The organism is Arthrobacter sp. 01N442, assembly GCF_056399345.1.
Genome location: NZ_JBFTRD010000005.1, coordinates 283,289 through 296,092 on the forward strand (window position 1 = coordinate 283,289; position 12,804 = coordinate 296,092).

Consider the following 12,804-nt stretch of genomic DNA (forward strand, 5'->3'; position numbering starts at 1 on the left):
GGTGGTTACGGTGAGGCGGGAGCGAAATCCCGCTTCATTCTGGCACATTGGTGTGCGGGCAGCCGATGGGAAATCGCACTCATCCGGCCGCCCCGCGGTTACGAATTGCCCATAAGACGATCCACCAGGACAATTCAGGCGAAGCAACAGGAGTAGACCAGTGCAGCAGAGAGCAAGCATCCCGGACGGGCGGCGCGTCGCCGTGATCGGAAGCGGGGTGGCCGGACTGACCGCCGCCTACGTCCTGAACCAGCGCGACCACGTGACGGTGTTCGAAGCGGATGCACGGCTCGGGGGCCACGCCCACACCCACGATGTCCGCCAGGCCGACGGCTCCGTGTTGGGCATCGACACCGGCTTCATTGTCCACAACAACCGGACCTACCCCACCCTGCTGCGGCTGTTCAAGGAACTCGGCGTCCAGACGCAGGAATCGGAAATGAGCATGTCCATCCGCTGCGACGGCTGCGGTCTGGAATATGCCGGGGCCCGGGCCGGCGCGCGGGGCATCATCCCGCGCCCCTCCACCCTGCTGCGCGGCCGCTACCTGCTCATGCTGCTGGAGGTCACCCGCTTCTACCGCCGGGCCCGCGCCCTGCTGGCAGAGGCCGACGCCGCCGCGAGCAACCCTGGCACGGGCGCTGACGCTCCAGAGCTCACCCTCGGCGAGTTCCTGGACCGGGAGAAGTTCAGCAGCTATTTCATCGTGCACTTCATGACGCCCGTGGTCAGCGCCGTCTGGTCCTGCGACCCCACCACCGCGCTGGCCTACCCGGCCCGCTACCTCTTCACCTTCCTGGGCCATCACGGGCTCCTCGGCGTCAAGGGCTCCCCGAAGTGGCGCACGGTCACGGGCGGCTCGCGCAGCTACGTGGACAAGCTCGCCGCCACGCTGCCGGACATCCGCCTGTCCGCTCCGGTCACCGGCGTCCGGCGGCACGACGGCGGGGTGGATATCACCACGGCGCTCGGCAGTGAGACCTTCGACGCCGTCGTGATCGCCACCCACCCGGCCCAGGCGCTGCGGATGCTCGAGGATGCCAGCCCCGCCGAACGGGACGCCCTGGGCGGCATGCCCTACTCGGTCAACCACACCGTCTTCCACCGCGACGACGCCGTGCTGCCCGCCAGCGACAACGCCAAGGCTTCCTGGAACTACCGGCTGCCCTCCTGCGACGCCCGCCCGGACCGGGTCCTGGTCAGCTACGACATGACCCGCCTGCAGCGGCTGGAACCGGCGGACGGCAAGCGCTACATCGTCAGCCTCGGCGAGTCGGAGCTGATCGGCGACGGGACCGTCCTCGACCAGATGGTCTACGAACACCCGCAGTACACGCCGGATTCCTTGCGCGCCCAGCAGCAGATCCTGACCCTCGGCGACGGCAGCCTGGCGTTCGCCGGCGCCTACCACGGCTGGGGCTTCCACGAGGACGGCGCCCTGTCCGGCGTCCGCGCCGCCGCGAAGCTCGGACGCGAGTGGGAACAGGCCGACGCTCCCAACGGGCAGGTGCCGGAACTGCAGTCGGCTTCTGTGGAGCGCGCATGACCGGCAGCTCAGCCATCTACCGCACCTCGATTGCCCACGTGCGGCGCAGCCCGCTGCACAACGCCTTTACCTACCGCAGCTACAGCTGGTACGTCGACGTCGATGCCCTTCCCGAGCTGCCGCGTTGGCTGTCCCCGCTGGCGGGATTCTCCGTGGCGGACCACCTAGGCGATCCCAATGGCACGCTGCGCGGCAACGTCGAACGCTACCTCGCTACCCAGGGGATCACCCTCGACGGCGGCAGGATCACCATGCTGACCAGCGCCCGCGTCCTCGGGCACGTCTTCAACCCGCTCAGCCTGTTCTGGTGCCACGACGGCGCGGGGGAGTTGCGCTGCGTGGTCGCCGAGGTCCACAACACCTACGGGGAACGGCACTGCTACCTGCTGGAGACGGACGACGCCGGACGGGCCACCGTACCGAAGGCGTTCTACGTCTCGCCGTTCAACGACGTCGACGGCGACTACCGGATGAAACTGCCGGAACCCGCCGAGCGTCTCGCCGTCTCGATCGTCCTGGAACGGGATGGGCAGAAGCCTTTCGTCGCCACCATGGACGGCATCCGCCGCGACGCCGCGGTGCCGAACATCCTGGCCGCGGCGCTCGCCGTCCCGCTGGCGCCGCTGCGGGTGGCCGCGCAAATCCGCTGGCAGGGAATCAAGCTTTGGGCACGTCGGCTGCCCATCATCAAAAGACCACACCACCCCTCACAGGAGGCAGTCCAGTGACCATGACCGAAGCGACCGGATCCCAGCCGGCGCAGACGAACCCTGCCCAGGCGAAGCCGTCAGGCGCAGGCCAGGCACCTTCAACCACGGCCGTGCCCTACAAGGTGCCGCAGCCTCCGGCGAATATCGACGCCGCGATCTGGCCCAGCATCGCCACCGTGCCCTCAAGCTTCAAGGCCCGGTTGGCCGGGAAGGCCGCGGATGCGATCTTCCGCGCTGCCGTGCGCCGCCTGCCGCTGGAGGTGCGCTACCCCGACGGCACCGTGCTCGGAAAGGCCGCGGTTGAGCCGGGCCAGTCCTTCCCGGTAATGACCATGAACCGCCCGGAGGCTTTCGCTGCCCGACTCGGAGACGGCGGACTGATCGGCCTTGGCGAGTCCTACATGGCCGGGGACTGGGACGCGGACGACCTCACGGCCGTGATGGAAGTCTTCGCTGCCCGGGTAGGGACGCTCGTACCCGAGCCGCTGCAGAAGCTGCGCGGGCTGTACCTGCCCCGCACGCCCCGCACCGAGCGGAACACGGAGCAGAACACCCGCTCCAACATCTCCCGGCACTACGACCTGTCCAACGAGCTCTTCGCGACCTTCCTGGACAGCACCATGACGTATTCCAGTGCTCTCTTCCCGGAGAGCGGCGACGAGCTGCGGAACGTTGCCTGGGACGGCCTCGCCGCCGCCCAGCAGGCAAAGATCGACCGCCTGCTGGACAAGGCCGGCGTCACGCAGGGAACCCGGGTACTGGAAATCGGCACCGGCTGGGGCGAACTGGCCCTCCGGGCCGCAGCCCGCGGCGCAACGGTCTACTCCGTGACCCTCTCCAGCGAGCAGCAGGAGCTGGCCCGGCAGCGCGTGGCCGAGGCCGGCTACGCCGACGCCGTCACGATCGAGCTCAAGGACTACCGCGCCGTCGAAGGCGAGTACGACGCCGTCGTCTCCGTTGAGATGATCGAAGCGGTGGGCTATGAGTACTGGGCCACCTACTTCCAGACGATCGAGCGCGTCCTGGCCCCGGGCGGGAAGGTCGCCATCCAGGCCATCACGATCGGCCACGACCGGTTGATCGCCACCCGCACCAGCTACACCTGGGTCCACAAGTACATCTTCCCGGGCGGGGTCATTCCCTCGGTCCGGGCGATCGAGGAAATCACCGAGAAGCAGACCGGCCTCCGGGTCCGCGAACGCCTCGCCATGGGCGAGCACTACGCCCAGACCCTGCGGTTGTGGGAGGAGCGCTTCATGGCCCGCGCCGCGGACGTCGAGGCCCTCGGGTTCGACACGATCTTCCAGCGGATGTGGTTGTTCTACCTGTGCTACTCCCGCGCCGGCTTCGAGACCGGCTACCTGGACGTGCAGCAGATCGTGCTGGATAAGGCGTCCAGCAGGGCAACAGCCAATGCTTCCAGCGGACGGATCGCAGGATGACGGCGGCGCTCGCAAGCACAATCGCGGATGTCCTCCGCCCGGTGGTCGGCGGAGAACTCCCCGTCCGGCTGGTCGTGTGGGACGGCAGCGAGGCCGGTCCGGCCGGGGCGCCGGTGGTGCGGCTCAACTCGCCGGACGCAATCCGCCGGTTGCTCTGGGCGCCGGGGGAGCTGGGTGCGGCGCAGGCCTACGTCACCGGGGAACTGGACGTCGACGGCGACCTCAACTCGGCGCTGGAGCACCTCTGGAAGGTGGTCCGGGACCGCGGCTTGACCGGCGTCCGGCCGACGCCGTCGGTGTTGGCCGGGGTGGCTAAAATTGCCAAGGCCGCCGGGGCCCTCGGTACGCCGCCGGAGCCGCCGGCCAGCCAGGCCCGGGTGAAGGGCCGGCTGCACAGCCTGATCCGGGACCGCGCCGCCATCAGCCATCACTACGATCTCAGCAACGACTTCTACGCGTTGATCCTTGACCCGCAGATGGCCTATTCAAGCGGCTACTGGATGGATTCCCGAGGGAACGCCGCTTCGGGTTACGGCCTTGAGGACGCCCAGCGGGACAAGTTGGATCTGGTGTGCCGCAAGATCGGGCTGAAGCCGGGTATGCGGCTGCTCGACATCGGTTGCGGCTGGGGTTCGCTGAGCCTGCACGCAGCGCAGCACTACGGCGTCGACGTCGTCGGCGTGACACTTTCCGTCGAGCAGAAGGCATTCATCGACGCGCGGATCAAGGAACGCGGCCTGGAGGGGCGCGTCGAGATCCGGGTCCAGGACTACCGGGAGATCCCGGACGGACCATTCGACGCCGTGGCCTCGCTCGAAATGGGCGAGCACGTGGGTCAGCGCAACTACCCGGTGTATGCGGGTGCACTGTTCAACAACGTGGTCCCCGGCGGCCGCGTCCTGGTGCAGCAGATGTCGCGGCGCGGCAAGCACCCCGGGGGAGGACCGTTCATCGAGTCGTTCATTGCCCCGGACATGCACATGCGTCCGGTGGGGGAGACGCTGGGATTCCTGGAGGAGGCCGGCCTCGAGGTTGAGGGCGTCGAGGCGATGCGCCGGGATTACGTCCGCACCCTTGAGGCCTGGTACGCCCGATTCGAACAGAACCACGACGCCGCCGTCGCAATGATGGGTGAGGAAATTGCCCGGGTCTGGCGGCTTTACCTGGTGGGCGCACTTCGCAGCTTCGCGGAAGGCCGCATGGGGGTGGAACAGATTCTCTGCAGCCGTCCGGAGTAACGGCTTGGCAGCAGGCTGGGCGCTGGGTGCGACGGCACCCGGCGCCGGGCTCAGCCGGAAAGGGACTTGCCCAGCGCTTTCGCGAACATCCACGGCGTCTGCTTGACGCCGCTGCAGTTGCTCGAAGCGCTGCTGTCGGGTTCCGGCTGGCTGGTAGCGGTGCACGCGACGTCGCGGTTCAGCGACCACATGGAGAGCCGCCCGATGCCGCGATCCACGGCGAAGCTGTTCAGGCCCTGTGCGTCCGCGAGCGTGAAGACTTGCCCCTTCACATCGTTCATCCCGATCATCGGGGTGAGTCCAATCAGTTGCCAGGCGGCTGCGTCGTCGAGCGGCTTGCCGGCCTTTTTATAGAGTGCACTCAGCGTCTTGTGGGTAGCCTCGGCGGCGCTCTTTGCCGCGGCGAGCATCGTCTGGCCCGGCGCGAGTGGCTCAAAGTCCATCACCATGATGTTGATTCCGGCGAGTTCAACTCCGGCGTCCAGCATGGCTGTCACGGACTTTTCGCCCTCCGCCGTCAGGCCCTGCAGGGAAACGGGAAGCGTCAGCCATACGTTCAACGGGTTGACGGAAGGACGTTGGGCCTGAAGTTTCGCGGCGGCCGCGGCACGCCGTTTTGTTGCGGCCTGGTCCTTCAGCCCGGTGCCTTCAATATCGAAGTCGACAGTATCGAGTCCGTACCTGGTGATGACCGCCGAGTAAGCCCGCACGAGCGCGTCGACGTCCGTGCAGGCCGCGGCGAGTTCGGTGCCGAGCTGGCCTCCAAAAGAGACAGCGATGTCATTGCCAGCCGCGCGGAAGGGTCTTATTTGGCTGTCGACGCTCAGCCTGGCGGCGGCCTGATCAAGAGTGTGGACGCCGTCCCAAGAGGGCTGGCAGGGGTTTTTCGGATGTGCGGTAATGAAGGACAGGACCGTGGTGGCGGCTCCTTGGGGCGCCGTGTCCTGCAGCCGGACGCCCGGGCTGAGGGTGACGTCCAGGTAGCCCCCAAACCACTGAGGGGCCTGCGTGGGCTGGCTCCCGCGTGGCTCCTGGCCATAGTTGGCCGGCGGTGCGGGAGAACAGGCGGCTACCGCCAGCACGACGGCGATTGCCGCGAGGGCCCCGCTCCGTCTGCCGGAGCGGGGCCTATGCCGTCGGTGCATATTTGCTCCCTACGTCCACGTGGGTGGCCTTCTTTTCGCCACGGATCCAGGGCCCAGGCTACAACGGGGCCAGGCTGTCCGCCGGTGCGGGGGCCGGGGCCAGGGAACTCAGCTTTGCCTGGCCCGTAGGCATCAGCACACTGTTGGTGCGTTCCGGCCTGTACCAGCCGACGGCGGTGCCCCGCAGTGCCAGAATCGCGGATCCGAACACTACGTAGGCGCGGAGCGGTTCGTAAATGAGCCGGTAGATGGGGACCATGAGCAGGTGCATGGGACTCTCATGGACCATCAGGACCGCCACGATCGAAATGATCATGTGGGTTGCGGCGACGAATATCGAGAACGCTGCAACGGCTTGCCATTCTCCGCGGGCCAGGCTGGTTACTGCGACGATGACCGTTAGCGGCATGAACACCAGCGGGACCAGCACCGAGATCAGTGCGTACGGCATGGTCAGCATGCCGAGGGCGCCGAAGTGCGGATTGAAGAGCATGGAGCGGTGCTTGTACAGCGTCTGGATGTTGCCGTAGGTCCAGCGGAGCCGCTGCTTGAACAGTCCCCGGAGGGTCATGGGCGCCTCGGTCCAGGCGACGGCGTTGTTCTCCTGGACGATGCTGTAGCCCAGTTGTTGCAAGGACAGAGTCAGGTCGGCGTCCTCAGCAAGCGTGTCGTGGGAGTAGCCGCCTGCTTGGATGAGGGCCTCCCGCCGCCAGGCTGCGCAGGCGCCCGGGACAATGGAGATCGCTCCCATCAGCCCCTCCGCCATTCGGGTGACGCAGATGCCGGACAGATATTCGAGGCTTTGCCAGGCAGTCAGGAGATTGCGCCGGTTTCCGACTTTCACGTGCCCGGCGACTGCTCCGACTATCTTCCCGTTCCGCGGCGCCAGGAAATGGCGTGCAAACATCTTGATCGTCTGCGGTTCGAAAAGTGTGTCGCCGTCGAGCGTAACCACGATTTCTCCGCGGGACTGGGCTATGCCGTGGTTGCTGGCGGCGGACTTTCCGCCGTTGGGCTGGTCAATAACTCGCAGTTGCGGCCAGGTCCGGGCGTATTCGGAAAGTACCGAGAGGGTCCCGTCGGTTGAGCCGTCGTTAATGGCGACGACTTCCATCCGGGGATAGTCGCTGGCCCGCAGGGCGTCCAGGGTTTTGGCCACGACGAGTTCTTCGTTGAATACCGGTAGAACCACGCTGACGAATGGCCAGTCTTCCTCCTTGACGTCCGCCCAGCGACGTTTCTTCTGCCGGTGATTGTTAATAACGGCAAGCACCACGTAGAGGAACGTCAGGATGGTAAGGGAGCCGATGCCGAACCAGAAAAGCCAGGTCAGGATGACGTTCGGAGTTACCAGGTACGTTGTCATCGCGGCCAGGGTGGCCTCGTCTTCCACGGAGCCTTTGACGTCGGTCTGCGGAATGTATTCCGCCGGGAGCAAAGGCTCGACCGTGGTGAAGGTGTAGCCCATCGCTTTCGCCTGCGGGATGAAAGTCTTAAGCATTTCGATCGTTGCGCTGCGGTCGCCGCCACCGTCGTGAACCAGGACAATGTGTCCCTGCCCGTCAAGCTTCTGGGCCTTGATCGGAGCGCCGGGAGCGTAGGACCAGTCGCGGGTATCAAAGTCCATGTTGATGTGGAGGAAACCCAACTGCTGGGCCTGCAGGAGGGCCAGGGTGTTGTTTTCCGGATCTCCGGTGGGGATCCGGAACAGCCGTGTCCCGTAGTTGTCGGCAGCGCGCATCACCCGGTCCGCCCCAATAAGCTGCTGGCGGTTGAAGAGGTCGTCGTGGGCCCAGAAATCGATGTGGGACATCGTGTGGTTTCCGACCATATGACCTTCCTGGGTCATGCGGCGGAAGATGTCGGGATACTTGACGATATTGTCGCCAACCGTGAAGAACGTTGCCGGCACGCCTTCCTTGGATAGCAGGTCAAGGATTTGCGGCGTATTCCGAGGATCGGGACCATCATCGAAAGTCAACATCAAGGTGTGGTCCGCCGGCTTCCCAAACGATTCCATGGCGTACGGGCTGTTGCCGATCAGATCAATTTCGTCGGCTGTTGCCTCCCGCCAGATGGTGTCACTGAAGGGGTCCTTGAGGAAGACCTTGCCGTTTCGCCGCTCGATGAGCGCAATCCGGTCGAAGACGAAGCCGCCTTCAGGGCCGATGTGGGGAATATTCCGCAGGTCCTGGGTGGCCAGCAATTTCCGCGGGTAATCCACCGACTGGTTCACCGGCGCTTTCCAGACCGGAGCGCTGGCGGCGGGCAGGATCCATACGACCGAGAAAACGATCAGCAGTACACTCGCCACCAAGGCGACGAGAATCCGTCGCCACCGTTTTCCACTGGGATCGAAGAAGACCGGTGCAGTGCCGGAAATTGGGGATGATTTCGTCATGGATTGCCTCGCCAGGAAATCTTGTGTGATGACGCCCCGACCTAGGTCAGGGCGTGAGCGCCAGCTCTGTTGTCCGGGGGTCAAACCCGGAACTGGCGATCAGTTCGCGGAGGGAAAAATTGGCGCTCATCTTGATCTCTCCCCGGAAGCCGCACGAGTCGCCGGTTCGCGGCGTACCCTCATGCCTTCGAGGTTAGGAGCGCCCAATGGGGTCACACACGCGTAGAAAACACTCGCGTTTTCGGGGCGGCCCTACGTGGTTTCATGGGCCGAGTACCGCGATTGGTGCCGAGTGGCGGGTGCGTGCGGGGTAGGTGGCCGTGGTGCCGCGGGCCGCCGGAGGGCGGCCGGAAATTGTGGCTATCGCGGCAGCAGGGCGCAAGGGTAGCGTTCAAGGTACGTGGTGGGTATTAGGGGAGGCGGAGGCTGCATGCGCAGAGAAATCGGACTGGCCGCGGGCTTGCTGTCGGTTGTCCTGGCCGTCGCCGCGTGCGAGGGCGAGCCGCCGGCTCCGCCGGCTCCGCCGCCACCGACGTCTCCGGCGGCATCGGGACTGACGGCGGCACCGGACACCTACATCACGGCCTACACGTGGTTCGACAACACACCCGAGGGCTCTCCGGACATCAGCCACCCGGTGCTGCACAAGAAGGCCGGCGGGGCCGGGACGTACGCGGATCCGGTGACCATCGCCGTCGGGCATTCATTGGCGACGGGCCAGGACGTCCTTGATTTCCCTGCCGGCACCCGGATCTACCTGCCCGATGTTCGCCGCTACTTCATCGTGGAGGACACTTGCGGCGACGGCCCTACCCCCGAGGATGGGCCATGCCACGCCATGGCCGCCAGGCACGGCGGCGCATCCAGCTGGCTTGACGTCTGGATTGGCGGCGAGGGGGAGAGTGAGTCCTTTGCCAGGCGCTGCGCCAACCAAATAACGGGCGTCCGGGCCGCGATCTTCCACCCAGCGGACAACTACGTCGTAGCCTCCGGAAATGGCGTGATCCACGACGGCAAGTGTGACAGCGGTTACGGGAACCAGCTCGTCACGACGTCAGCGGCCCCCAAGACACCCTGAGATCGGGAAGAAACGTCCAAGACAGGTCAAAGGACCCTGTCGATTGGCCTCTCCATGACATGCGAGGTAACGTTTAGGTCACCGGTTGGCGCACACGCCTGGCGGAGCGTCCTGAACGCTCCCGCGTGTGGTAAGTCCCCAGGTGGCAGCGCCTTTGCGTTCCGCAGACCGTGACCAAGTCCGGGCAGGACATGTCTTCGGACGACTGCTCGTTTTCCGCACTCCATGAATAGGCTTTATTTTCCATGCGCAGAAACCATCTGCTGGCTGCCGGCATGCTCTCGGTTCTACTCGCCACCTCGGCGTGTGGCGCCACCGGCGCCGCCAACTCGACCGCACAGTCCTCAGGATCGGCCATCGCCGGTGTTGAAGCCACCTCCACCACCGCAGCGGACAAGCCGTCCGCCGAAATCGGAGCCTCCCAGCGTGCCGCTGCCGAGAAGGCCAAGGTTGCTGCTGCTGCCGCCAAGAAGGCAAAAGCGGCAGACGCTGCCGCCAAGAAGGCTGCAGCCGCTGCGGCAGCTAAAAAGGCTGCCGTGAGGGTGCCCGCAGCGCCGGCAGTGCCCGCTGTACCGGCCGTGGTTCCCGCCGCGCCCAAGCCGGCCCCGGCGCCGGTAGTTCCGGCGTCCTCGTCTGAGCGGATTGTTCACACCACCTACACGACGGCGTACACCTGGTACGACAACACGCCCGTGGGTTCGGCCACGATCAGCCACCCGATCCTGCACAAGACCGCAGGCGGCACCGGCACCTACCAGGACCCGATCACCATCGCCGTGGGCCACTCCACGGCCACCGGCAAGGACGTGCTGGACTTCCCGGCCGGCACCCGGATCTACCTTCCGGACGTGCGCCGCTACTTCATCGTCGAGGACAGCTGCGGCGACGGCAACGACCCGCAGGGCGGCCCCTGCCACCAGGGCACCAACGTGGAGGGCACCAACTCCACCATCTGGATCGACATGTGGATCGGCGGCCAGAGCATGAGTTCTGACGGCGCCGATAACTGCGCCAGCAAGGTAACCAACATGCGGACGGCTGTCTTCAACCCGGCCAGCAACTACGCGGTGGCGCCGGGTGCAGGTGTCATCCACGACGGCAAATGCGACGCCGGCTACGGGAACACTCTCCTGAAGCGGTAGCTGTCGAGAGACTGACTTCCGGCGCCGTCCGGAAGCCCTGCGGGGGCTGGCGAAACTTCGCCAGCCCCCGTTTTTCATCGGCGCCGGAGGCCAAAGACCCTTGTCTTTGGGCTGGGACGAAGCAGAATAGAGCGGAGTAGTAGCACCCAAAAGGGGAGGGCGCCATGCGTCGGTCCGGACCGTCCTTCAAGGCAGTTTCCATAGGGTTTTGCGTCGCCGCCCTGCTGGCGGCGTGTTCCCCGGATGGCCCGCCGACGGGGGCCGGGCCGACGGCTCCAACGTCCTCGCCAAGCCCGTCCGCAGGCTCAAAGACGGGCCTGAAGCCCGCCGCCCAGGCATCCCCGCGGCCGACCGCGCAGGCCGCCTGGAAGACGTATACGACCCCGGACGGCGAGTTCATGTTCGACTATCCACCGGACTGGGTCGTCAAGGACCGGGCGCGTGAGGCGGCGCCGGGAGGTGTCTTCCTCGAAGTCCTCACCGGCAACGGAAAGTCGATCGCCACCCTGCGCACCAACATTGTGACCAAGGCGAACTGCGCCCAGAAATCGCCCTATGCCGTGATGGACTCGCAGGAGCTGCCGGCGCTTGCCCAGGACGGCGTGAAGCCGCGCTTTGTTTTCGAGGGGCGGGACGACCATGAGTCCTACCCGTCAAGGCCGGCCCCGCTGTCCTACGGGATCACGTCCGCCCCGATGCCAAGCGGCCGCAGTGCCTGCCCGATATTCCAATTCTTCAACTGGCCGCCGGGCGTGGCGGCCTTCAGCGGGGTCTATGACCCGCTCGTCCCGGTCCAGGGGGAAGCGCCGGACGTCGACACTCCGGAGGCCTATACGAGCACCGAGGAGTACGACTCGTTGCGGCAGATGATCACTTCGCTGCGCCCGGCTGGCTGAGCGCCGCCCGGACCCGGCCAGCCGGCCCTCCCTTAGCTGTGCCTTCGCCCACTGGAGGCGGTGCTTTATGCCACTCCGGGGCCCGCTGGGACGGAGCCGCGACACGCCGTCCGGAATCCGACACGCGGAGTGGTTAATTGTGGCTAAGTACTCCACAGGGTGTGGATTTCGTCCGTGAAAATGGCTGAAATCCGGACATTTTGAGGGCCCCGGGCTGTGGATTAAAAGTGGGTTAAATGACATACTTGTAATACATCATCTTGGGGTCCGCGCGGGGCTCTTGCACTACATGTAGTATCGACATACAGTTCGAGCGGAGCGGTTGCAGACCGCCAGGCGGGGCCAGTAACGGATAAGGATTCCTGTTCCGGTCAGGCCCACCGGACACGAACCACAGATTTCAACAAAGGGGACTGAAGGACATGACCGTTACGGTTTACACGAAGCCGGCTTGCGTGCAGTGCAACGCCACCTACCGCGCTCTCGATAAGAAGGGCATCGCCTACCAGAGCGTCGACATCTCCCAGGATGCCGAGGCCCTTGAGCGCCTCAAGGCCCTGGGCTACATGCAGGCCCCGGTCGTCGTCACCGACGGAGACCACTGGTCCGGGTTCCGCCCGGACAAGATCGAAGAACTGGCGCAGGCTGCCGCCGTCGCGGTTGCCTGAAACGCTACCCAAGGCAACACCACGTCGGATGAGGTGACTCCCATGGCTGCACCGGCAACCGCCGACCGGCCGCTGGCAGCAGAGACCGTGGACTCAGCCACGCTCCGGACCACCAGCAGCCACCTCATCTACTTCTCCTCTACCTCCGAAAACACCAAGCGCTTCGTGCAGAAGCTCGGTGTCGACGCCGCCCGCATCCCTCTTCTGTCGAAGGAGCCGGCGCTAGTGGCCACCGAACCGTACGTGTTGGTCCTTCCCACCTACGGGGGGACCGGGGGAGAGGGCTCGGTTCCGAAGCAGGTCATCCGCTTTCTGAATGATCCGAGAAACCGGCAACAGCTCCGTGGAGTGATCGGGGCGGGCAACACGAACTTTGGGGACAACTACTGCATGGCCGGCGACATCATCGCCGCCAAATGCCAGGTCCCGCACCTATATCGTTTCGAACTCATGGGGACGCCGGAAGACGTCAGCCGAGTACAACAAGGATTGGAAGAATTTTGGACACGACTGTCGCAGACACCGAAGTGACCGGGGG

At 65.6% G+C, this 12,804-nt stretch carries 11 protein-coding genes; 9 read left to right on the forward strand and 2 right to left on the reverse strand.

Going from position 1 to position 12,804, the window contains the following annotated elements; all coding sequences use genetic code 11:
- Positions 1–160 precede the first annotated feature (160 nt).
- Genes AC1DNC_RS12595 through AC1DNC_RS12610 form a run of 4 tightly spaced genes read left to right on the forward strand, consistent with a single transcriptional unit; the run spans position 161 to position 4,936 of the window.
- Complete coding sequence (locus tag AC1DNC_RS12595; RefSeq protein ID WP_476862861.1) at positions 161–1,546, forward strand: NAD(P)/FAD-dependent oxidoreductase; 1,386 nt, start codon at positions 161–163, stop codon at positions 1,544–1,546.
- The gene (locus AC1DNC_RS12600; RefSeq protein ID WP_476862862.1) at positions 1,543–2,274 is read left to right on the forward strand and encodes a DUF1365 domain-containing protein; all 732 of its coding nucleotides are present in this window, start codon (positions 1,543–1,545) and stop codon (positions 2,272–2,274) included. The genes AC1DNC_RS12595 and AC1DNC_RS12600 overlap by 4 nt, the downstream gene beginning before the upstream one ends.
- The gene (locus tag AC1DNC_RS12605; protein ID WP_476862863.1) at positions 2,271–3,698 is read left to right on the forward strand and encodes a class I SAM-dependent methyltransferase; all 1,428 of its coding nucleotides are present in this window, start codon (positions 2,271–2,273) and stop codon (positions 3,696–3,698) included. Before AC1DNC_RS12600 ends, AC1DNC_RS12605 begins: the two co-directional genes overlap by 4 nt.
- On the forward strand, positions 3,695–4,936 hold the full coding sequence (locus AC1DNC_RS12610; RefSeq protein ID WP_476862864.1) for a class I SAM-dependent methyltransferase: 1,242 nt from the start codon (positions 3,695–3,697) through the stop codon (positions 4,934–4,936). Before AC1DNC_RS12605 ends, AC1DNC_RS12610 begins: the two co-directional genes overlap by 4 nt.
- 50 nt (positions 4,937–4,986) lie before the next feature.
- Here AC1DNC_RS12610 and AC1DNC_RS12615 read toward each other — a convergent pair whose 3' ends face one another.
- Together AC1DNC_RS12615 and AC1DNC_RS12620 are read right to left on the reverse strand one after the other, a co-directional pair.
- Positions 4,987–6,081: a chitinase gene (locus tag AC1DNC_RS12615; protein ID WP_476862865.1), complete on the reverse strand. Its 1,095-nt coding sequence runs from the start codon at positions 6,079–6,081 to the stop codon at positions 4,987–4,989.
- 58 nt (positions 6,082–6,139) lie between these two features.
- On the reverse strand, positions 6,140–8,482 hold the full coding sequence (locus AC1DNC_RS12620) for a bifunctional polysaccharide deacetylase/glycosyltransferase family 2 protein (protein ID WP_476862866.1): 2,343 nt from the start codon (positions 8,480–8,482) through the stop codon (positions 6,140–6,142).
- Positions 8,483–8,912: 430 nt separating this feature from the next.
- On the opposite strand from AC1DNC_RS12620, the gene AC1DNC_RS12625 reads away from it, so the two are divergent.
- The 5 genes from AC1DNC_RS12625 (at position 8,913) to nrdI (ending at position 12,797) form a co-directional block, all read left to right on the forward strand.
- Complete coding sequence (locus AC1DNC_RS12625; RefSeq protein WP_476862867.1) at positions 8,913–9,560, forward strand: hypothetical protein; 648 nt, start codon at positions 8,913–8,915, stop codon at positions 9,558–9,560.
- Positions 9,561–9,805: 245 nt separating this feature from the next.
- Positions 9,806–10,702, forward strand: a complete 897-nt coding sequence (locus AC1DNC_RS12630) for a hypothetical protein (RefSeq protein ID WP_476862868.1) — start codon at positions 9,806–9,808, stop codon at positions 10,700–10,702.
- 398 nt (positions 10,703–11,100) lie between these two features.
- Complete coding sequence (locus tag AC1DNC_RS12635; RefSeq protein ID WP_476862869.1) at positions 11,101–11,598, forward strand: hypothetical protein; 498 nt, start codon at positions 11,101–11,103, stop codon at positions 11,596–11,598.
- Positions 11,599–12,020: 422 nt separating this feature from the next.
- Positions 12,021–12,266 carry a glutaredoxin-like protein NrdH gene (gene nrdH / locus AC1DNC_RS12640; protein ID WP_476862870.1) on the forward strand — a complete coding sequence of 82 codons (246 nt, stop codon included), beginning with the start codon at positions 12,021–12,023 and terminating at the stop codon, positions 12,264–12,266.
- 42 nt (positions 12,267–12,308) lie between these two features.
- Entirely contained in the window at positions 12,309–12,797 is a 489-nt protein-coding gene (gene nrdI / locus AC1DNC_RS12645; protein ID WP_476862871.1) for a class Ib ribonucleoside-diphosphate reductase assembly flavoprotein NrdI, read from the forward strand.
- Positions 12,798–12,804 lie beyond the last annotated feature (7 nt).